Source organism: Methylocella sp. (assembly GCA_037200525.1).
Lineage (GTDB): Bacteria > Pseudomonadota > Alphaproteobacteria > Rhizobiales > Beijerinckiaceae > Methylocapsa.
Genome location: JBBCGG010000001.1, coordinates 844,487 through 865,412, shown reverse-complemented (window position 1 = coordinate 865,412; position 20,926 = coordinate 844,487). Strand labels below are relative to the sequence as shown.

The 20,926-nt window shown below is 59.8% G+C and carries 16 protein-coding genes; 8 read left to right on the top strand and 8 right to left on the bottom strand.

Annotated features, from left to right (window positions below):
* Window positions 1-31: 31 nt before the first annotated feature.
* Window positions 32-193 (bottom strand): hypothetical protein, encoded by a 162-nt coding sequence (locus WDN46_04000; GenBank protein ID MEJ0092609.1) that lies wholly within the window; start codon window positions 191-193, stop codon window positions 32-34.
* A 435-nt stretch (window positions 194-628) separates the two neighbouring features.
* On the opposite strand from WDN46_04000, the gene WDN46_03995 reads away from it, so the two are divergent.
* Both WDN46_03995 and cysI read left to right on the top strand, forming a co-directional pair.
* Window positions 629-2,497 (top strand): assimilatory sulfite reductase (NADPH) flavoprotein subunit, encoded by a 1,869-nt coding sequence (locus WDN46_03995; GenBank protein ID MEJ0092608.1) that lies wholly within the window; start codon window positions 629-631, stop codon window positions 2,495-2,497.
* Between the two features lie 10 nt (window positions 2,498-2,507).
* Window positions 2,508-4,244: an assimilatory sulfite reductase (NADPH) hemoprotein subunit gene (cysI, locus tag WDN46_03990; GenBank protein ID MEJ0092607.1), complete on the top strand. Its 1,737-nt coding sequence runs from the start codon at window positions 2,508-2,510 to the stop codon at window positions 4,242-4,244.
* Window positions 4,245-4,282: 38 nt separating this feature from the next.
* On the opposite strand, the gene epsC is transcribed toward cysI, so the two are convergent.
* Window positions 4,283-5,227: a serine O-acetyltransferase EpsC gene (epsC, locus tag WDN46_03985; GenBank protein MEJ0092606.1), complete on the bottom strand. Its 945-nt coding sequence runs from the start codon at window positions 5,225-5,227 to the stop codon at window positions 4,283-4,285.
* Window positions 5,228-5,584: 357 nt separating this feature from the next.
* On the bottom strand, window positions 5,585-7,921 hold the full coding sequence (locus tag WDN46_03980; protein ID MEJ0092605.1) for an FdhF/YdeP family oxidoreductase: 2,337 nt from the start codon (window positions 7,919-7,921) through the stop codon (window positions 5,585-5,587).
* A 130-nt stretch (window positions 7,922-8,051) separates the two neighbouring features.
* Between WDN46_03980 and WDN46_03975 the strand changes: the two genes are divergently transcribed.
* Complete coding sequence (locus WDN46_03975) at window positions 8,052-8,228, top strand: hypothetical protein (protein MEJ0092604.1); 177 nt, start codon at window positions 8,052-8,054, stop codon at window positions 8,226-8,228.
* Between the two features lie 279 nt (window positions 8,229-8,507).
* Here the strand turns inward: WDN46_03975 and WDN46_03970 are convergent, their stop codons facing one another.
* The gene (locus tag WDN46_03970; protein ID MEJ0092603.1) at window positions 8,508-9,938 is read right to left on the bottom strand and encodes a hypothetical protein; all 1,431 of its coding nucleotides are present in this window, start codon (window positions 9,936-9,938) and stop codon (window positions 8,508-8,510) included.
* Window positions 9,939-10,198: 260 nt separating this feature from the next.
* On the opposite strand from WDN46_03970, the gene WDN46_03965 reads away from it, so the two are divergent.
* The 3 genes from WDN46_03965 to WDN46_03955 all read left to right on the top strand — a co-directional run bounded on the left by WDN46_03965 (window position 10,199) and on the right by WDN46_03955 (window position 13,975).
* Window positions 10,199-11,878: an FAD-dependent oxidoreductase gene (locus tag WDN46_03965; GenBank protein MEJ0092602.1), complete on the top strand. Its 1,680-nt coding sequence runs from the start codon at window positions 10,199-10,201 to the stop codon at window positions 11,876-11,878.
* A 175-nt stretch (window positions 11,879-12,053) separates the two neighbouring features.
* A complete protein-coding gene (locus WDN46_03960) occupies window positions 12,054-12,551 on the top strand; it encodes a host attachment protein (GenBank protein ID MEJ0092601.1) in 498 nt (165 codons plus the stop codon).
* Between the two features lie 134 nt (window positions 12,552-12,685).
* Entirely contained in the window at window positions 12,686-13,975 is a 1,290-nt protein-coding gene (locus WDN46_03955; GenBank protein MEJ0092600.1) for a divalent metal cation transporter, read from the top strand.
* A 27-nt stretch (window positions 13,976-14,002) separates the two neighbouring features.
* On the opposite strand, the gene WDN46_03950 is transcribed toward WDN46_03955, so the two are convergent.
* The 4 genes from WDN46_03950 to WDN46_03935 form a co-directional block, all read right to left on the bottom strand.
* The gene (locus tag WDN46_03950) at window positions 14,003-14,764 is read right to left on the bottom strand and encodes an ABC transporter permease (protein ID MEJ0092599.1); all 762 of its coding nucleotides are present in this window, start codon (window positions 14,762-14,764) and stop codon (window positions 14,003-14,005) included.
* A 2-nt stretch (window positions 14,765-14,766) separates the two neighbouring features.
* Window positions 14,767-15,687, bottom strand: a complete 921-nt coding sequence (locus tag WDN46_03945; protein MEJ0092598.1) for an ABC transporter ATP-binding protein — start codon at window positions 15,685-15,687, stop codon at window positions 14,767-14,769.
* Window positions 15,688-15,824: 137 nt separating this feature from the next.
* Complete coding sequence (pncA, locus tag WDN46_03940) at window positions 15,825-16,463, bottom strand: bifunctional nicotinamidase/pyrazinamidase (GenBank protein ID MEJ0092597.1); 639 nt, start codon at window positions 16,461-16,463, stop codon at window positions 15,825-15,827.
* Window positions 16,464-16,589: 126 nt separating this feature from the next.
* Window positions 16,590-17,585 carry a zinc-dependent alcohol dehydrogenase family protein gene (locus tag WDN46_03935; protein ID MEJ0092596.1) on the bottom strand — a complete coding sequence of 332 codons (996 nt, stop codon included), beginning with the start codon at window positions 17,583-17,585 and terminating at the stop codon, window positions 16,590-16,592.
* 336 nt (window positions 17,586-17,921) lie between these two features.
* On the opposite strand from WDN46_03935, the gene WDN46_03930 reads away from it, so the two are divergent.
* Window positions 17,922-19,187, top strand: a complete 1,266-nt coding sequence (locus WDN46_03930) for a glycosyltransferase family 4 protein (protein MEJ0092595.1) — start codon at window positions 17,922-17,924, stop codon at window positions 19,185-19,187.
* Window positions 19,188-19,596: 409 nt separating this feature from the next.
* Entirely contained in the window at window positions 19,597-20,877 is a 1,281-nt protein-coding gene (locus WDN46_03925) for an oligosaccharide flippase family protein (GenBank protein ID MEJ0092594.1), read from the top strand.
* Window positions 20,878-20,926 lie beyond the last annotated feature (49 nt).

Sequence of the window (20,926 nt, the reverse complement as noted above, 5' to 3'; positions counted from 1 at the left end):
CGCTACCGGCAGCCTTCCATTGCGATCCGCGCTATGCATCCGGCAGCGGAGCGCCAGCAGATGATCGGGCGCAGCGCTTGATTTCGAAGGCCATTTTCTCCGGCATCGTGAATACAAGGGTTGCGGCGGCGAGCAGCGGCGCGCGCAGGACCCGGTTACAAAATGCCTGTCCGATTGTGCTCAGCAGTGTCATTTGAAGCCAATTTGTCGCATTAGCTGTTTCATCGGAGAAATTTGAAAAACTGTCCACGCGTCGCCTTTTGTGGTGTGCTCAGCGAAACTTCCTGACGCGCTCGCTCCGCATTTGTCTTACCTGACCTTAATCAAAAGAGCGCGCAGTCATATTGGATCACGTGGCAACTCGTTGAATTAGCTTATATTTACCAAGGATCCCCCAAGCCTAAGCTGGAAGTTATAGAGTCGCCGCAAAATTGACAAGTCCGTCAATCCGCTTGTTTCCAAGACATTGGGCCCTCTGCCGCGCAATTCCCGTCGATTTACCGCAAGTTTATCGCGGTTTGAATTCTGTACGATGGATTTAGCAAGCATCCTGGACAATCCTCGCGACCTTGGGTTGTGGCGGCTGGCGGAAACTGACAAAATAAATCCGAGGTTTGCAGATAATTACATGACGAGGACGCTAAACAGGAAAGCGAATTTGCAAAGTTGGGACCCAACTAAGCTTCCCGGAACGGAACTAATCGCCACGCAGCAATGGGATCAGATCGACGCTCTAGCTGCGACATTGAGTCCGCGGCAAGCGCTTTGGTTGAGCGGCTATTTCGCGGGCCTTGCGAGCGCGCGCGGCCTGACGGAGGCCACGCTGTCCGGGGCGACGACTCCGATCCCGCCGACGCCCGCCCAATCTGTGGCGGCGCGCACGCTAACAATCCTCTATGGCACGGAGACCGGCAACAGCGCGGCCCTGGCGCGAACCGCGGCTTCCGAGGCGAAAGCCCTAGGCCTCGAGGCGGTCATCGCCGACATGGGCGATTACAAGCCGCGCCGACTGAAGGACGAGCAGGACCTCCTTATCATCGTGAGCACTTATGGCGAAGGCGACCCGCCGCAGCCGGCTGTGGATTTCTTCGAGTTCATTGAGGGACGCAAAGCGCCCTCGCTGACCGGAGTGCGCTACGGGGTGCTGGCGCTTGGCGATTCTACCTACGAGCGCTTCTGCGAGGCGGGCAAGCGTCTGGACCGGCGCTTTGAGGAGCTTGGCGCGATCCGGCTTCTGCCGCGCGTTGATTGCGATGTTGATTATGACGACCCCGCCGCGGCCTGGACCGCCGACGCGCTGGCGCGCGTTGCTCTTGATCGCGGCCAGAGCGCTGAAAAAACCGTAGCTGCGGCGCTGACCGCGGCGGAGCCGCGACGCGGCGGTTTTGACAAGCGCAATCCGTTTCAGGCGACGATCATCGGCAATATCGTCTTGACTGGGCGCGGCTCCTCCAAAGAGACGCGTCACATCGAATTGTCTCTTGCAGGCTCGGGCCTCGGCTTCGAGCCCGGCGACGCGCTCGGCATTGCGCCGCGCAACGATCCCGCGCTGGTCGCGACAATCGCGGCGACCCTCGGATTTGATCCGGCGACGCCGCTAAAGCTCAAGGATGGTCAGGCACCGCTCGGAGAAGCTCTGGAGCGGAGATACGAGATCGCCGCCGCCACGCCCCGTTTCCTCGAGCATTGGGCGGAATTGACGGGCGCGAGCGCCTTGAAAGAGCTGCTGGGAGAACGCGCGGAGGAACGCGCCGTCTTTCTCCACGAGCACCACATTGTCGATCTTATCCGGCGGTTCCCGGTTCCGGGGCTGGAGCCTCAAACTTTCGTCGCTGGCTTGCGGCCATTGCAGCCGCGCCTTTACTCGATCGCCTCGAGCCTCGCGGCGAACCCGGATGAGGCGCATCTCACAGTCTCGACGGTGCGCTATATCCTGAATGGCGAAGTCCGCGCGGGCGTGGCGTCGGGTTATTTCGCCAAGCACGGCGAGCCGGATAGTCTCGCGCCTGTCTATGTCCAGGCCAATCCGCATTTTCGTCTGCCAGCGGACGACATTGCGATCATCATGATCGGGGCCGGCACCGGCGTCGCGCCCTATCGCGCCTTTATGCAAGAGCGCGAAGCGCGGGGCGCGCGGGGCCGTTCCTGGCTATTCTTTGGCGAACGCAACTTTCGCACCGATTTCCTTTACCAGACCGAATGGCAGGCCTACCTTAAAGACAAAGCGTTGAGCCGCATGGATGTCGCCTTCTCGCGCGACGGCGCAGAAAAGGCATATGTTCAGCACAGATTGCTGGAGCATGGCCGCGAGGTCTTCGCCTGGCTCGAAGAAGGCGCGCATGTCTATGTCTGCGGCGACGCCGCCCGGCTCGCCCCAGACGTCCACGCTGCTCTGATCGCCGTTGTAGAAGCCCATGGCAGCCTTGGCCGCGACGCCGCGGATGAATATGTGCGCGGCCTGCAACGCGACCACCGCTATCAGCGCGACGTCTATTGAGGACGACGAGATGACCAAGACCTTGCCTCATCCGGATCGCAGCCGCGATATCTCGCAGCCGCTTGACAAGCTAAGTCCCGATGAGCGGATGAAGGCGCGCAGCGATTATTTGCGCGGCACGATCAAAGAGGGGCTCCTCGACGCGATCACCGGCGCCGTCTCCGGCGAGGACAACAACAAGCTGATGAAGTTTCATGGCATCTATGTGCAGGACGATCGGGACCTGCGCGACGAGCGCCGCCGCCAGAAGCTTGAGCCTGCTTATCAGTTCCTCATCCGCCTGCGTCTCCCCGGCGGCGTTTGCACGGCCGCGCAATGGCGAAAGCTAGACGAACTCGCGCGGGCTTACGGCGCTGGTTCGCTGCGCGTCACGACGCGGCAGACGTTTCAATTTCATTGGGTGCTGAAGAATAATCTGAAGACGACCATCCAGGGTTTGCACGAAGCGCTGATCGATACGATCTCCGCCTGCGGCGATGATGTGCGCGGCGTCATGTGCTCGATCAATCCGAAGCTTTCCGCGCTTCACGCCAAAGTTTATCATGCTGCCAAGCAGGTCAGCGCTCATGTCATTCCGAACATGCGCGCCTATCACGAAATCTGGTACGGCGAGGAACGCGTGGCGACGTCCGAACCGGAAGAGCCGTTCTATGGCCCGACGTATCTGCCGCGAAAGTTCAAAATCGGTCTGGTCATTCCGCCAAGCAATGACATCGACGTCTATACGCAGGATCTCGGCTTCATCGCCATTACAGGAAGTGATGGCCTCGAAGGCTATAATGTCGTGATCGGCGGCGGCATGGGTCGCACGGACCAAGCGCCCAAGACATATCCGCGGCTTGGCGACGTGATTGGATTCATTCCCAAAGACGGACTGCTCGCCGCCGCCGACGCCGTGCTCGGCGTCCAGCGCGACCATGGCGATCGCGTCGACCGCGCTCACGCCCGTTTCAAATATACGATCGACGATCTTGGGCTGGATTGGGTCAAGCAGGACATCGAGACACGAATGGGTTTCGTCTTTGAGCCGGCGCGGCCTTTCCACTTCACGACCAATGGCGACGCGCTCGGCTGGGCTAAGGGCAAGGATGGCCGCCACCATTTCACTCTGTTCATCGAGAACGGTCGTATCGTCAATCGCGAGGGTTTTGCGCTTCTCGACGGGCTACGCGCCATCGCCGAGGTTCATGCCGGCTCATTCCGGCTGACGCCCAACCAGAATCTCGTGATCGCCGATATTCCGGCAAAAGCGCGTCCGAAGATTGCAGCGCTGCTGAAAGCATATGGGCTGGATCAACGCAATAAGCAGAGCGCTTTGCGCTTAAATTCCATGGCTTGCGTCGCACTGCCGACCTGCGGCCTCGCGATGGCGGAGAGCGAACGCTATCTGCCCTCGCTCGTCACCAAGATCGAAAAGATCCTCGCCGACAACGCGCTGGAGAAGGAGCCGATCACCATTCGCATGACTGGCTGCCCCAATGGCTGCGCGCGGCCCTATGTTGCGGAAATCGGCCTTACCGGCCGCGCCCCCGGCAAATACAATCTCTATTTCGGCGGCGGCTTTCACGGCGAGCGCCTGAACAAAATGTATCTCGAAAATATCGGCGAGGACTCCATTCTGGCGGCGATCGCCGAGGTCGCCGCCCATTATGCCCGTGACAGGCGCGCGGGCGAGCACTTCGGCGACTTCACCATCCGCGCCGGCTACGTGAAAGAAGTGCGGGCGGGGCGCGAGTTCAACGACTGAGCGCCGCGCCTTCCTGAAGCGGATACGCAGCAAACAACTCAAATGCCGCCGCCGTCATGGAAATGTTCGCTGCGCACGTGCGCCTGCGAGATCGTGCTGCCGGGAGGCACGCTCCGCGTCAACCAGACGTTGCCGCCGATGGAGGAGCCGCGGCCGATGGTGATGCGGCCAAGTATAGTCGCGCCGGCGTAGATCACGACGTCGTCTTCGACGATCGGATGGCGGGCGCCGCCCTTCATCAATGCGCCATGATCGTCCGTCGGAAAGCGCTTGGCCCCCAGCGTAACGGCCTGATAAAGACGCACCCGCTGGCCGATGACCGTCGTTTCCCCGATCACGACCCCGGTGCCGTGGTCGATGAAAAAGCTCTCGCTGATCTGGGCGCCGGGATGAATGTCGATCCCTGTCGTTGAATGCGCGATTTCGGCGATCATGCGCGACAACAGCGGCGCATCAAGCCCATAGAGAACATGAGCGAGCCGGTGATGAATCATCGCCGTGACGCCCGGGTAGCAAATCAGCACTTCGTCGATGCTGTGCGCCGCCGGGTCGCCGTCGTAGGCCGCGCGTATGTCGGTTTCCAGCAAACAGCGCACTCGCGGCAACTCGCTGGCGAAGGCATGAGTGACTTTGATCGCCCGGTCGAAATCGCTTTTGCTGATGTCGTCGCGGCCCGACCTGAATTCGAACTCAAGGCGAATCTGCTTGAGCAATTCCCTCAAGGTCACATCGAGCGTGTGTCCGACAAAGAAATCGACCCCCTCGCCGGTTAGGTCGGGCAGTCCCAGACGGTTGGGGAATAGAGCGGCGCTAAGGCCCTCCGTGATGCCGATCAACGCCTTGCGGGACGGTAGTTTGCAGGGCCCTTCTCGCCTCTCGTGATCCTTCAATCGCAAATTGCGCAGATCCGCGACTACTCCTTCGATATCCCAGTAGGGGCTGGCGCCTGCGCATGCGCTGAGCTTTTTGATCCTTGGGTTCATGCTGCGACCTTTTCTGATGGACGCCTTCGACCGAATGCCCGAGCGACTCTGCCTCGCCCGGATGCGAGCCCCCGCCGTTTGAAGGGGCTCCTTGTCGGACGTTACTTACCAGACCGCATTCATATAGTTAAATTTTGCGTCCTGCGCAGCCCAACGAGCAAGGCTGCGGCAGCAGAAGTCCCCACCGCCCAAGTGAACGATGTCGCGAGCGAGGATCGATAGTTCTGACGCTGACCATCATGGCCATCCCATGGAGGAGCGCCTTAAATCGGATCGATCGCGCCGACCGTCTCTTGGATTAGGTCAAAAAGCCGGCCGGAAAAGTTTGCGCCTTTTTTTCGCCGCTCCCCAGTTGACCTAAAGCTGAGCCAATCTCGGGAGAGCATCGCTTCGGTGCGCGTCATTTGCCGCCCTAAGCGTCACCGGAATGGACTTATAAGCTGGCGTGCCGCTTTTCGGATCAAAGGAATGTAGCGCCACCAATACGTTCCCCTCGGGATAATAGGCGGCGATCGAACCTTCGGCGATGTTGTAGGACACCGCCGTGAAGCCGCGCAGCGCACGCGGCTCCATGTTCGTTCCGGGCTCGTCCAAGGCTTCCAAATCCACTTTATCGCCGTGTTTGAGGCCGCGATCCTCCAAATCCTTCGGGCTCACAAAGATGACGTCTCGCCGGCCGGTGACGCCGCGATAGCGATCGTTGAGGCTGTAGATCGTCGTATTATATTGGTCGTGGCTGCGGATCGTCGTCAGCGTGAGGCTGTCCTCCACCGTCGCAGGCGGATCTTCGGCGACGCCTTTGACAACGAGAAAATTCGCCTTGCCCGAATCCGTCAGCCATTGCCGCTCGGAAGATGCAACGCGGAGGCGAAAGCCGCCAGGACTGAGAATCTTCTCGTTATATCCAGCAAAATCGGAAAACACTGCTTCGATCTTGTCGCGGATGCGTCCGTAGTCCGCAACCAAATGGTCCCAATCCACTTTGGTATGGCGAAGAGCAGCTTTCGCAAGGCCGGCGACAATCGCGGGTTCGGAGCGCAGATGCTCCGACGCGGGCTTCAATCCGCCGCGAGACGCGTGCACCATCGACATGGAATCTTCGACGGTGACCGCCTGCGGCCCGCTCTCTTGGACGTCGATCTCCGTCCGGCCGAGGCACGGCAGAATGAAGGATTCTTTTGCGGTGAGGAGGTGACTGCGATTCAGCTTGGTCGCGATATGCACCACGAGGTCAAGCTTTCGCATCGCCGGGAAAGTGATGTCGGGATCGGGCATGGCGACCGCCAGATTGCCGCCAAGGCAGATCATCGCTTTCGATCTGCCTTCGCTGATGGCCTCGACGGCCTCGACGGCGTTGTGTCCTTTGCCTCGCGGAGATTTTATGTCGAACACGCTGTCGAGCTGGCTCAAAAAAGCCTCCGTCGGAATTTCCGTGATCCCAACGGTGCGATCGCCCTGCACATTGGAATGGCCGCGCAACGGACAGATCCCGGCGCCCTCGCGGCCGATATTGCCTCTCAGCAGCAGAAGATTGGCGAGCTGCTGGACATTGGAGGTGCCGCGCCGATGCTGGGTTATGCCCATCCCATAGCAGAGGATGACGCGTTCGGCCTTGACGTAGACGGCCGCAGCCGCCTCGATATCCTCCCGCTTTAATCCAGAGCTCTGTTCGATCTCCTCCCAAGTTGTCTTTTCGAGATCGGCAACAAGAGCATCGAATCCGGTCGTATGCTCGGCGATGAACGCGCGATCGAGAACTCCTTCTCCGCCGGACTCCAGAGATTCCGCATCGGTGGCGAGGACAGCCTTCATCATCCCTTTCAGGAGGCCGGCGTCGCCGCCCACCTTGACCTGATAATATGCGGTGGCGATGTCCGTGGAGCGCATCGTTAACATTTCAAACGGACTTTGCGGCGAAGCAAAGCGCTCAAGTCCGCGCTCGCGCAGAGGGTTGAAGACGACGATTGGAACGTTTCGCTTTGCCGCCTCCCGCAGCGTCGCGAGCATTCGAGGGTGGTTGGTTCCCGGATTATGTCCGATGCAGAAGATCGCATCGCAATGATCAAAGTCCTTGAGCGTAACCGTGCCTTTGCCAACGCCGACCGATTCCGGCAGACCAACGCTCGTCGCCTCGTGGCACATGTTCGAGCAATCGGGGAAATTATTGGTGCCGAATTCGCGAACGAAAAGCTGATACAGAAAAGCAGCCTCGTTCGAGGCGCGTCCAGAGGTGTAAAACTCCACCGCGTCGGGGTCGGGGATAGCTTTTAGCCCCTCTCCTATGCGCCGGAATGCTTCGTCCCATTCGATTGCGACATAGCGGTCGCTCTGACGATCATAGACCATCGGATGGGTAAGCCGTCCCGCTCCTTCCAGCTCGAAATCCGTCCAAGTCCAGAGTTCGGATACCGTATGGCTTATGAAAAATTCGGGCAGCGTGCGCTTTGCCGTCGCCTCCCACGCGACGGCCTTGGCGCCGTTCTCGCAAAACTCAAATGAGGATCGATGATTTGGATCAGGCCAAGCGCAGCCGGGGCAGTCAAACCCTGTCGGCTGATTGGCCTTGAGAAGCGCGCGCACGTCCGTTCCAACGGCGGATTGCTCCTTAATCGCTTTTGCTACCGCATGGAGCGCCCCCCATCCGCCCGCGGGGCCGTAATAATTGCCAATGCCTGGAACGTCGTGCTTCGTCATTTCGAAATTTCCCAGCTTTAGCGGATGACTTCAGCCTGATCCGATAAGTCAACTGCGCCTCGGACGAGGCTCGCACTGCTTCAGCGCCTCTCGCCCGCGGCGGGTCCGTTTATTTCTCGTGAACCCGTGCTTGCAACGGGCCATCAAGTCATATTCAGACGATCTTCTGGAACCAAAAATGGCGGCAATTTCCGTTGCGTACAATGATTTGCTGCGCGGCAGCGTCAATATGCCGCCTCAGCTCCGCCCGCGCTGGGCGGTCCAGAGCAGAACAGGCGCCATTGCCGCAGTCCTGCCTAAAAATTGAGTGATTTTCGGCGTATCGAGCGGCAAGAATTTATGCTGCGCGCCCATCCGTCGGCCCAACGCAAAAAACACGATCGCGGGACGGCGCGATCATGTGCATGACGAATGAGGATTTCGGTAAGGCCGGCGACCGGTCGGAGCGACCCTCGCGAGCCAGGCCAGAACGACGCGTTCCGCCAAGCGCTTCAAACAGGGTAGCTTTCAGCTGTCGGAACGACGCATGATCGGCTGAAGTCCACCGATCATGCGCAAATCCGTCATCGCCGTTGATCGCAAGCGATCATTGCGGACCTGTTTTGCCCCAATCCAGCAGCTTCGAGGTAGCGCCTGTGATTGAATTCACTGCGGAATTTACGATGCCGAACGGCCCATCGCCCCCCGAGGCCGGCTGTTTTGGCGACGGTGGAGCTGCGACGGGGCCAGCGTCAACGACCTGAGCCGGCTTGGCGTCCGTCGCGCTCGCCGGCTTCGCGGCGTCCGCGTTCGCTTTGTGCGCGGGCTGGGGGCCCCCGGTCAATGCGGCCGTGGCGGAGGGTTTTGCTGTCGTCGTCGCATGGGCGGCCGCTTTCGCCGCCGGGGTTTTGGCGGCGGAAGCCTCGCGCGGCACGGGAAGAGGCGCGGCCTTTGCTGCGGCGTGAGCCGTCGCGTCTTTGGGAAGCGATGCCTTCGGGATAGAATTTTTTGGGGGAGCGTTTTGGTTAGAGAAATCCTGGAGCGCCGCGTCCTGGGAAATGACAGAGCCGTCCGGCCTGACCGACGCCGTCTTTACCCTTTTGGGTTCGATCGCAGCCGCGCCCTCGACCGGCGCCGCAAAACTCGGCGCCGGCGGCGCGAGGATGCTCGGCGCTTCAGTCACGGGCTCGCTCGCCGCCGGGCCCGTTGGCTCGGTCAGCGCGATCACGCGCGGCGTTTTTTCTTGTCCGGCAATGCCGGCGGTGGAGAATGATTGCGGCGAGGGAGCAAGGTTGGACGCGTCTTGGGTCGCTGCATTCTCGGTTGACGAAGCGTTGCCCGCATCCGCGGCGTCCGTCTCAGGCGCGGCAAACTTGGCGGCTCCGGGCTGAGCCTTGATGGTTGCAACCTCGGGCTGAGCCGGGACGTCGCGCTTCGAACCGGAATGAATCGCCAGGCCGGCGACTCCGCCAATTCCCGCAAGCACGATCGCCGCCATGAAATACAGCGGACGGCGCGAGCGGACCTCCGCCGCGCCGCTCAGCCGCGACGTCATTGTTTCATTCACATCGCGCAAATAGTCCGGCGCATCGATGGTGATCGGCAGAAAAGTCTCGGCTCCGGTCGCCATCGACATCGGCGCGGCGTCCTGTTGCAGCGCGCTCAGCAATCCGGCCTCGATCTCCGAGAAATCGCCGCTAATCAGCGGCGCCTCGGCTTCAGCTTCGCGAACGGGTTCCGCATTCGCCTCTGTGGTCGCCAATGGCCCTGCAGCGCGTTGGGCGGCCAGCAGAGCGGCCTCGATCTCGGCAAAGTCGCCGCCGATGAGAGGCGATTGCGCTTCAGCCTCAGTCGATGCATCTTCGCGCGCTTGCGCGGAAGGCTGTCCGGCGTCGAGGATTTCATGGCCGCGAAAGAGATGGATCAGTTCGGCGAGGGGTTCGCCATCCATTTGGTTCATAGGGCGTGGCCGGCGCAGGCGCCTTTCAAACTCTTCCAAATCGATCATTGGCTGCCGTTTCGTAACAGGCTCGCTCATGGTTCTGATCCCTCATTGCGCCCGCGTGGCGGACCACCAAGCCTCACATTTTGTTAAAGCTTCGCCTTAGTCTTTAAGTATTTATTAAGAGATCCGAATTGTGGCTGATCTTTGCCGTACACGCCATGCGAGCGTAAATGCGCTAAAAAAATATCGGTAATGGAACAGGCTAGACCACAGCAGGTAAAGACTTTACCAAAAACGAGACAGCATCCAGAAGTTTCTACTGTTATGCTTAATGCAACTTATAGGGATCTATCATGTCTACGTTCGAAGCGCGTTATGACCAGATGTTTCCGAAGCTTCGGCCGGAGGAGATCGATCGGCTGCGCCGCTTCGGCGAAGTCCGCCGATACCCCGCAGGAAGCCGCTTATTCGCTACTGGCGAACCCAGCCCAGGAATGGTGGTCGTGCTATCTGGGACGATCGTTATCGCGTCACACGATGGTTTGGATCACATTCTTCCGATCGGGCAGAGAGTGCCGGGCGACTTTCTTGCCGAAATCGGCCAATTATCCGGCGCCCCGTCGCTGATCGACGCAAACGCCAAGACTGACGTCGAGGCGCTGGTGATTGCGCCCTATAATTTGCGCGCGGTGCTGATCGCCGAGGCGGAGCTCGGCGAGCGGATCGTCCGGGCGTTGATCCTGCGCCGGGTCTCCTTGATCGAGAGCGGCGCCGGCGGCCCCGTTTTGATCGGGCCAGCGTTGAACCGCGACATGCTGCGGCTGCAAGGCTTCCTCGCGCGCAATGGACACCCGCATCAGGTGCTTGACCCGGATGAGGACAAAGACGCGAAAGCGCTCATCGAGCGCTATTCGCCGCAGCTGTCGGACCTGCCGCTGGTTGTCTGTCCCGATGGCACGGTGCTCAAAAATCCGAGCGAAGGGGAGCTTGCGCGTTGCCTCGGCGTGGCGGGAACGGACGCTTCCGACCGCATCTACGACGTGGCGATTGTCGGAGCCGGACCCGCCGGTCTTGCGACGGCTGTCTACGGCGCATCGGAAGGGCTGTCTGTGACCGTCCTCGACTCGCGCGCCTTTGGCGGACAGGCGGGAGCCAGCGCGCGCATCGAAAACTATCTTGGATTTCCAACCGGGATCTCAGGGCAGGCTCTTGCCGGGCGGGCATTTGTGCAGGCGCTGAAATTCGGCGCCGACATGGCGATCCCAACCGAAGTCACCCGGCTCAATTGCTCGGCCTCGCCCCTGACGCTGGATCTGGCGGACGGCCGCAAAATCGAGGCGCGCGCTGTCGTCGTCGCGTCCGGGGCCCGCTACCGGCGGCCGAATATTCCGCGCCTTGAGGAATTCGAAGGCCGCGGCGTCTGGTATTGGGTCTCGCCGATCGAGGCGCGGATGTGCCGGCAAGAGGAAATCGTTCTGGTCGGCGGCGGCAATTCGGCCGGGCAAGCCGCCGTCTTCCTCGCCGCCTACGCCAAAAAGATATGGATGTTGGTGCGAGGCGAAGGGCTCGCCGCCACCATGTCGCGTTATTTGATCGATCGCATTGCATCCACGCCAAACATAGAACTGCTCGCCCGGACCGAAATCGTCGCTCTCGAAGGCTCAATCGAGAAAAGGCTGGAAGGCGTAAAATGGCGCCACGCTCCAAGCGGCAAGGAGACGGAATTGCCGATCCGCAATGTCTTCCTGTTCATCGGCGCGGATCCGGCGACGGCCTGGCTAGACGACTGCGGCGTGGCGCTCGACGATAAGGGGTTCGTCCGAACCGGCTTCGATGCGGCGCCGAAGGGTAATTCGACGCAAGCGGAGGCTCGTCTCGACTTGCCGCTGCAATCGAGCGTCCGGGGCGTGTTCGCAGTAGGCGATGCCAGGTCCGGCTCGGTCAAACGGGTCGGCGGGGCAATCGGCGAGGGAGCCGCCGTAGTCGCTCAACTGCACTCTTTTCTCTCCGGCCTTCCCGGCAGCACGGCGTAACTATCAGACCCTTTGTCCTGATCGGAGCGCAGACGGGACCGGCGCGGCGCTGAAGGTTCGCCCAGCCTCAAGCAAGACAGATCGATCTTGCAGCGCGGCCGGAACGGAACGCCGGCTCAGCCGTTACGCGAGCGGGGCGACTCTAGCGTCGCCGTTTGCGAAGGGGCCGCGCGCGGTGACCGGCCGCGCAAGCGTTGAGGAAAAGTACGTTATGCCAAAACAGCACAGACTATGGTTCATTGTCGCCGATGGGGAGCATGCGCGGATTGTTGCGCCGGCGGAGGATGGCGCGCTGCGCACCGTGGACCGGATCGATTCCGCGACCGCCCATCTGCGATCGTCTGATCTTGGAACCGACAGGCCGGGCCGCGTCGATGAGAGCGGGTCATCGGCGCATCATGGCGTGACGCCCCGCACGGATCCCCATGAAGCCGCCAAGGAACTCTTCGCAAAGCATGTCGCTCATCTGCTGGTTGAGGCTTCCAAGCGGGAGGAATTTCGAGAACTCGTGCTCGTCGCGCCCAGCCATATTTTGAACGACCTGCGCGATAGCCTCGACATTTCGACCAAAGAGAAGCTGCGCGGCGCGCTCGCCAAGGATCTGACCAATACGCCGGATCACGAGCTCCAGCCCCACCTCGCTGAATGGGCCCGACCGGTGCACCGATTGTAGGGCCGCGTTCGGAAAGGCTGTTCCTGCGTCAACCTTTAGGTTGTGGGCGTTTTGTTGCGGTTGGCGCTTAGCCAAAACGCCCACTCCGCCTCAACTGTTCTCGCGGTCGCCGCCCGTTTTCAAATTGGGATCAGATGACCGATCGCATCGACGCAGATAACGAAGAGGCGCCGCGCGGCGGAGCTTTGCGCACCGTCTTCCGAGCCTTGGGACCTGGTCTCGTGACGGGCGCTGCGGACGACGACCCCAGCGGAATTGCGACCTATAGCCAGGTCGGCGCGCAATTTGGCTATCAGCTGTCATGGATCATGCTGTTCAGTTATCCGCTGATGGCGGTGACGCAGGCGATCGCCGCCCGCATCGGGTGCGTAACGGGACGCGGCATCGCGCAGAATTTGCGCCGTCACTATCCGCGCTGGCTGCTGCGAATCATCGTATTGCTGTTGCTGATCGCCAACGTCGCCAATCTCGGAGCAGACCTTGGCGCGATGGGTTCGGCGCTTCAGCTTCTCGTCGGCGGCCCCGCGCTGATCTATACGATCGCATTCGCGGCAATCTGCATTCTTCTCCAGGTGTTTTTGAATTACGCCCGATATGCGGCGGTGTTGAAATGGATGACGCTTTCGCTGTTTTCTTATGTCGTCGTCGTCATAGCCGTGGAGGTTCCATGGGGCGAAGCGCTCAAGAGCATTTTCATTCCGACGGTCGTACTTGATTCCGCACATGCGATGGCCATTGTCGCGGTGCTCGGCACCACCATCAGTCCTTATCTCTTCTTTTGGCAGGCCTCGCAGGAAATCGAGGAACAACTCCGCCGAGCGACGAACCCGCTCTACATCACCCCAGGCAAAGCGGCTCCCGAGTTTCAACGCATGAGCATCGACACCTGGGTGGGCATGGGGCTCTCCAACCTGATCTCCTTGTTCATCATCCTCGCCACGGCGGCGACCCTGCACGCCAGCGGAATGACCGAAATACAGACATCCGCGCAAGCGGCCGAAGCGTTGCGTCCGATCGCCGGGCCCCTGACCTTCGTCATATTCGCCGCCGGCATTATCGGCGCAGGACTTTTGGCCGTGCCAGTGCTGGCTGGGTCCGCCGCCTATGCCGTCTGCGAGACCTTCGATTGGGTAGAAGGCCTCGACCGCAAACTCGAGGACGCCCGCGCCTTTTATGGCGTCATTGCGCTGGCGACGCTCATTGGTCTCGCGCTTAATTTTGTAGGCATCGATCCGATCAAGGCGCTTTACTGGAGCGCGGTCCTGAACGGTCTTCTGGCAGCGCCCCTCATGATGGCGATGTTGCTGATCGCCAACAACCGGCGCATCATGGGAGAGCTTGTCCTGCCGTGGCCGATGACCGCAATTGGATGGTTGGCGACAGCCGTCATGCTGGTCGCGAGCATCGCCTTTCTGGCGCTTTGATCGTCGGCGCCGCGCTCGCGCCCGCAATCAGGCTCTGAGCTTATATCCCGTCCTGAAAATCCACCAGATCGCCGCCAGACACAGAATCAGAAAGGCGAGGGTCATCCCGAGGCTGACGCCGACGCTGACGTCGGACGTCTCATAAAAACTCCAGCGAAATCCGCTGACGAGGTAGACGACCGGATTGGCCAAGGTGACCGTTCGCCAGAACGGCGGCAACATATCGATGGAATAGAAGCTGCCGCCCAAAAACGTCAGCGGCGTCACAATCAGCAGCGGCGTCAATTGCAGCATTTCAAACCCTTCGGCCCATATGCCGATGATGAATCCGAACAGACTGAAAGTGATGGCGGTGAGAATCAGGAAACTCAGCATCCAAAATGGATGCGCTACGTCGAACGCCACGAACAGCCTTGCGGTGATGAGGATGATGACGCCGATAAGAATAGACTTGGTCGCAGAGGCGCCGACATAGCCGCAGACGATCTCTACAGCTGAAGCCGGGGCCGAAAGAATCTCATAGATCGTCCCCGTAAATTTCGGGAAGAATATGCCGAAGGACGCGTTGGCGATGCTCTGCGTCAGCAGCGAAAGCATGATCAGCCCCGGCACGATGAAGGCTCCGTAGCTGACCCCATCAATCGACGTCATATGCGCGCCGATGGCTGCGCCAAAGACGATGAAATAGAGCGCCGTCGAGATCACAGGCGAAACGATGCTTTGCAGCAAGGTGCGCCAGGTGCGGGCCATCTCAAAAAGGTAGATCGCTCGGATGGCGTGAACATTCATGGCTACGCCCTCACCAGACTGACGAAAATTTCTTCGAGCGAGCTTTGGCGCGTGTGAAGATCCTTGAAATCGATCCCAAGTTCGCCAAGCTGCCTCATCAACGCGGCGATTCCCGTTCCATCGCCTTCCGCGTCAAACGTGTAAACGAGCTGACATCCATCCGCCGACAGCTCTAGCTTGAACCCCGAAAGCTCCTTCGGAATGCGCTCCAATCTGCTGCGCAGCGCAAGCGTCAGCTGCTTCTCGCCGAACTTCTCCATCAAGGTCGCCTTATCCTCAACCAGAATGATTTCGCCCTTGCGAATCACCCCGATCCGGTCAGCCATTTCTTCGGCCTCTTCGATGTAATGGGTTGTGAGGATGATAGTGACTCCGGTGGCGCGCAAGGATCGCACCATCTCCCACATATCCCGCCGAAGCTCGACGTCAACGCCCGCCGAAGGCTCGTCGAGAAACAAAATTGTCGGTTCATGCGATAACGCCTTGGCGATCATGACGCGGCGCTTCATGCCGCCCGACAATGTCATGATCTTATTGTCTTTCTTGTCCCACAAGGACAGGTCCCTCAGCACCTTTTCGATATAGGCCTCGTTGGCGGCTTTGCCGAAAAGACCGCGGCTGAATCGGACCGTGGCCAACACCGTCTCGAACGAGTCCGTCGATAGCTCCTGCGGCACGAGGCCGATCTTTGATCGCGCGGCTCGGTAGTCGCGAACGATGTCATGCCCGCCCGCCAGCGCAACGCCGCTCGTTGGGTTGACGATCCCGCAGATGATGTTGATCAGCGTCGTTTTGCCCGCGCCGTTTGGCCCGAGCAAAGCGAATATCTCGCCCTGGCGGATCTCGAGATTAACAGCCTTCAGCGCCTGGAAACCGGAAGCGTAGGTCTTTGTCAGATCGGAAACGGAAATAATCGACGTCACGTTGATGCCTGATGGAGAAGATCTAAGTCGGGGTCGGCGCCCGACGACGCTAGGGCAATTGCTTCAATCGGGCGCGCTGGCCCGACGCGTCTTTAGATGTTTTAATGCATGATCTGACCCAAACTCCGGCTAACGCTCTAGCCGATGGCTTCAGCCGCGACAACCCTGACGCCTTGCGCGACGAAACTCTCTCGGGTCGCCTGTACGGAGCCATCCATATCAATTCCCCGGCAGGCATCCTCAATGACGATGGCTGCGAATCCTTGGCGTTGCGCATCCTGCGCTGAATAGCGCACGCAGAAGTCAAAGGCGAGCCCCGCGAGAAAAACCCTTTGAAATCCGCGTTCGCGCAAATAGCCGGCGAGCCCTGTCGGCGTTGTGCGATCGCTCTCGAAGAAAGCCGAATAGGAATCGATAGCCGGCCTAAAACCTTTGCGCAGGATCAGCTCCGCATGCGGGATCCTCAAATCCTCATGGAACGCCGCGCCGGGCGTTCCCCAGACGCAATGGTCGGGCCACAGGATCTGCGCGCCGTAATCCGCTTCGATTGCTTCGTAAACTTCTCGTCCCTGATGCGAGGCGGCGAAGGAGCGATGCGCGGGCGGATGCCAGTCCTGCGTCAGCACCACATGATCAAAACTCCGCGCGAGGCGATTGATCGGCGCGACAACTTCATCGCCATGCGGAACAGGCAGGCGGCCGCCGGGACAAAAGTCGTTTTGGACGTCTACGACGAGGAAGATATCGCTGGGCTCGATCCTGATCTTGGCTGTCATCGCCTCTCCATTACGCGCCTGGCTTGCGCACGCGCAGCTTGGCCCCTTGGCGATGCTCCATAGCACAATCTTCCGGCGCGTCGGAGAATGCGCCGCGACGCAGCCGAAGGGTCATGCGCTAGCCAATCATTCTACCGGCGGCGGCGTGAGAACGGCGGCGCCGGAGATGCGGCTGTGACGAAGATCGTCGAGCGCCTCATTGGCTCGTTCCAACGGATAGGAAACCGTCCTTGTTTTGACGGGAACCTGCGGCGCCAGGGCAAGGAACTCCTCGGCGTCCCGGCGCGTCAGATTGGCCACGGAGCGGATGACCCGCTCCTCCCATAGGTCGGCATAGGGGAATGCGGGTATGTCGCTCATGTGGATGCCGCCGCACACAACGGTTCCCCCTTTTCCCAGCGCGCGGAGCGCGGCCGGAACCAGCGACCCCACAGGCGCAAAGATCAGCGCCGCGTCAAGGGGCTGAGGCGGGGGCGTCAACGAGCCGCCAGCCCAGACGGCGCCGAGCTCCCGCGCAAAATCCTCGGCCGCCGCATCGCCCGGCCGGGTGAAGGCGTAGATCTCCCAGCCCTGATGCTCGGCTACCTGAGCGACGATATGCGCCGCGGCGCCAAAGCCATAAATGCCGAGACGGCGCCCTTCCCCGGCGAGGCGCAGCGAGCGATAGCCGATCAATCCGGCGCAAAGCAACGGAGCCGCTTCAACGTCAGTATAGAAATCGGGAAGCGCAAAACAGAAACGCTGATTTGCGACGGTGAATTGCGCAAATCCGCCGTCGATCTGGTAGCCCGTAAAGCCCGCTTTATCGCATAGATTTTCTCGACCCGAACGGCAGAACTCACAGACGCCGCAGGTCCAGCCGAGCCACGGGACGCCAACGCGATCCCCCAGTTTGAAGCGATCGACCCGCGCGCCTTTGCCCGCCACCACGCCGACGATTTCATGGCCGGGGATAAGCGGAAGCTTCGGCTGCGCAAGTTCGCCGTCAATGATGTGGAGATCCGTGCGGCAGACGGCGCAGGCGCGGACGCGGATCAGGACCTGATCTTCGTCAGGTTGAGGCATGGGCGTTTCCCGGAAAACCAGAGGTTTGCGCGGGCCTTCAAAAATCATCGCTTTCATTATGCGCAAACCTTTCTCAACTTTGGGCGCAACCGAACGCCGGCGCTTCGCAACTCGATCGATGCGCCGCCGCATTGCGATGATGGTCAGGGAGTTCGGCGCCGTCCATTCAGCCTGATTATTTGCCGCGCTTCCGTTTTCAACGCGACAGAGCTCAACGCTCCATCGCTGCTTCAAGATTTTTCCGTTGTTGACGCCGTGCCAATTGCGGAGGAATAGTTATTGTAGACGGAGTATCACGAGACCGCGAACCGGCCACGTCCGAAAATACAGCGTTCCCTAAGACTAAATTCCGACCTGCGCAGCGTCAAACCGTACCGGAAAATTGCGGATCGCATGACGATGAGGGTAGCGTTCGTCAACCAGCCGATTGATGTCATCCTGCCGCCGTACCAAACCTCGGTGGGAGCTTGCACCTACGGGACAGTTGGTTGCCTCGCTAAGTTCTGCGAGGTCGTTGTCTACGGGCAGCAACACCGGCATGGCGGCGCTCCCACATATTTGGTTGACCGCGGGGTGCGCTTCCACTTCTTCCCTCCAAACATGAGAGACCGCGTCCTTTATAAAACTGGACGCGAACTCATGAAACTCGGAATGACGACAACGCCCGCATCCTCCGCTGCCTGGTCGTTTCCCGCGTATGGCCGCCAGGTTGCGGCCGATCTCCAAAAGCAGCGCTGCGACATCATTCACGTCCAGCACAGCTCGCAATATGTTTCTGTGATTCGGTCCTTCAATCCCAAAGTGAAAATTGTCCTGCAACTGCACGCCGAGTGGTTTTCGCAGAACGATTATCCCACTCTCGCGCGGCGTCTCCGGAATGTCGATCTGATAGCCACAGTCAGCAATTACATCACCCAGAAAACCCGCCGGGATTTCCCGATGATCGCCAATCGCGTGGTGACCGCCTACAACGGCATCGACGCCGAAGAGTTCAGTCGCGACAGGGATTACCGGGTCGGCAGTCAGCGCGAGGAGAAGCGGATATTATATGCCGGCGCCGTTTCGCCTCATAAGGGAATCCACATTTTGCTGGACGCCTTCAGCATGGTCGTTCAGCGCTACCCTCGCGTCCGCCTGGACGTCGTCGGCCCCCATGGCGGCTATCCGCTCAGCGAGAACTTTGACCTTGCGGATAAGGCGACAATTTCGAGCCTCGCTCCTTGGTATGGCAGCGACTATCTATCCCATTTGAAGTCTCTCCTGACGGCGGACGTCGCCCCCAAAGTCGCATTTCTCGGCATGATCCCGCGCGCGGAGCTGGTCGACCGCTATTTCGACGCGGACATCTTCGCCTTTCCCCCAATTTGGGATGAAGGTTTCGGCATACCTCCCGTGGAGGCGATGGCGGCGGGCGCTCCCGTCGTGGCCAGCCGGTCCGGAGCCGTAGTCGAAACCGTCAAGGATGGCGAGACGGGGCTGCTGGTCGCCAAGAACGATGCGCCGGCCTTGGCGCGAGCGCTTCTTGAGATGCTTGAGAATGATGTCGCCAGAGAAGCCATGGGCCGGGCCGCGCGCCAGCGGGCGTTCAGCTGCTTCACTTGGGAGCGCGTCACCGGCGATCTTCTCAAAGAGTACGAAGGCCTCTCCAGAGCGAACTGAAGATCGCCTGGGGTTTTGGCGAACCGCGCCCGCCTTTCAACAACATGCCTTCCCAGCTGTTCCTCGCAGGGCGCTTGAACGCGAAGCTGCGCGCGGCGGCTGACTGAAGCCGCCCAGATCGTAACTCTGCATGGAGGCGGCTACAGACACAAGGCGTTGCTCCATGATATGAAAAGAAGGAGGGGCTGGAATTTGCGCCCTGAAAAGGCGATCTTCTCGTCCTCATTGACGCACTCAATTCAAAGGACCCCTCGCTGCTCAGTTTTAAACGCCTCATGTCCTCTCGTCGCTCGACGCCTTTCATTTAAATTCGTCGCTCGGATAAACGCGCCGACGGCCGGGACGGCGCAATGCTTTGCTTGTTGCTCATTGCTTTTACCTTTTGCAATCGCACACATGGGCTCCGCCGTTGAAAAAGGCATTTCTTTCACTGTATTGCGCGTTTGTAGCGCGTTACCTGATCTCATTTGCCTCCCTGCCGTTCTTGGCGCGGGTGCTCGGTCCATCGGGCCTAGGCGTGCTTGCGATTGCGACGTCTCTGGCGACGGCTATATCGATCATTGTTGAATATGGCTTCAGCATATCCGCGCTGAGGGAGATTTCCTCAGCCGAAGCCGACGATCGGAGCGGAATCTTGATAGGCGTCACCACGGTAAAGCTGGCGCTATTTGGCTTGGTGGGACTTGTTTTCGGAGTTTTGGCGCTTTTTGCCCCCTCAATCTTTCAGTTTCCCGCGAGCCTTAGCTTGATTGTCCTCCTCGGCGGAGCGCAAGGATTCAGCCTCAGCTGGTACTTTATTGGCACTGGCCGCGCGACAGCCTCCGCCGCTCTTGATGTCTCCGCCCAATTGATGTGGTTCATCCCTGTCTTTTTCTTGGTCCATTCGACCTCGGATATAAATACGGTTCTGCTTTGCCAGCTCGTCGCTCAGGTCATTGTTTTGGCTGTTGGACACGCGATGGCGTTGGGCAAGCTCAAGCGCATCTCGATCGACTGGCGCAAGTTGCTCGACCATTTAAAGTCCGGCGCCCCAATGTTCATTTTCAGGGCCGGAGGATCTGTCCATGCCGCGGCTATCGCGCTTATTCTTGGAGCGATGGCTGGTCCGGCCCAAGTTGGATTTTTGAACGCGGCCGATAGATTCGCAGGAACGATCATCAACGCCTTCAGCCCCGCCACTCAGGCTCTGATGCCCTATGTGTACAATCAAGCAGCGAAAGGCGGTCCGGATACGATGTATTTGGTGGCTAGATATATTTTGATAGTTTTGCTAGCCGTCAGCATTATTTTTACGTTAGGAACATTTTTCAGCGCAGGAATACTAATTCATATGTTTACCGGCTTTCAGTTTACTGAGTCAGTGCAAGTCTTGCAGATCCTCTCATTTATATTCCCGATCATCGCCATAAATTACGCGCTTGGATTATACTTGATGCTGCCTTTGCGGCTTGACGTCAGTTTCGTAGCGGCGGTTTCCCTCGGTCAGTGCGGCAGCCTAGGCTTCACCTATCTTTTGGCGCCGACCTATGGCGCCGCGGGCATCGCCTTCATTCGCGTGGTCACGGAGGCGGCAGTCGGAATGATGTTCGCCCTTGTGCTTTACAGGAAAGGGCATTTGAAGAAGCTGCTGGCTCAAGCGCCGATAAATCTCGGTGACTCAACATTGCGCCGCTATTTCCGATTGAAATGAGGCTTTGGATATCCAGCGCGCAATCCGATTGCGGACTGTGGATTAGGCT

Excerpts from the sequence above, each read along its gene's own strand:
- WDN46_03995 (MEJ0092608.1), top strand. The coding sequence starts at position 629 with ATGACGAGGACGCTAAACAGGAAAGCGAATTTGCAAAGTTGGGACCCA.
- WDN46_03955 (MEJ0092600.1), top strand. The coding sequence starts at position 12,686 with ATGACCGATCGCATCGACGCAGATAACGAAGAGGCGCCGCGCGGCGGA.
- pncA (MEJ0092597.1), bottom strand. The coding sequence starts at position 16,463 with ATGACAGCCAAGATCAGGATCGAGCCCAGCGATATCTTCCTCGTCGTA.
- WDN46_03930 (MEJ0092595.1), top strand. The coding sequence starts at position 17,922 with ATGACGATGAGGGTAGCGTTCGTCAACCAGCCGATTGATGTCATCCTG.
- WDN46_03980 (MEJ0092605.1), bottom strand. The coding sequence starts at position 7,921 with ATGACGAAGCACGACGTTCCAGGCATTGGCAATTATTACGGCCCCGCG.
- WDN46_03970 (MEJ0092603.1), bottom strand. The coding sequence starts at position 9,938 with ATGAGCGAGCCTGTTACGAAACGGCAGCCAATGATCGATTTGGAAGAG.
- WDN46_03965 (MEJ0092602.1), top strand. The coding sequence starts at position 10,199 with ATGTCTACGTTCGAAGCGCGTTATGACCAGATGTTTCCGAAGCTTCGG.
- epsC (MEJ0092606.1), bottom strand. The coding sequence starts at position 5,227 with ATGAACCCAAGGATCAAAAAGCTCAGCGCATGCGCAGGCGCCAGCCCC.
- WDN46_03950 (MEJ0092599.1), bottom strand. The coding sequence starts at position 14,764 with ATGAATGTTCACGCCATCCGAGCGATCTACCTTTTTGAGATGGCCCGC.
- WDN46_03935 (MEJ0092596.1), bottom strand. The coding sequence starts at position 17,585 with ATGAAAGCGATGATTTTTGAAGGCCCGCGCAAACCTCTGGTTTTCCGG.
- cysI (MEJ0092607.1), top strand. The coding sequence starts at position 2,508 with ATGACCAAGACCTTGCCTCATCCGGATCGCAGCCGCGATATCTCGCAG.
- WDN46_04000 (MEJ0092609.1), bottom strand. The coding sequence starts at position 193 with ATGACACTGCTGAGCACAATCGGACAGGCATTTTGTAACCGGGTCCTG.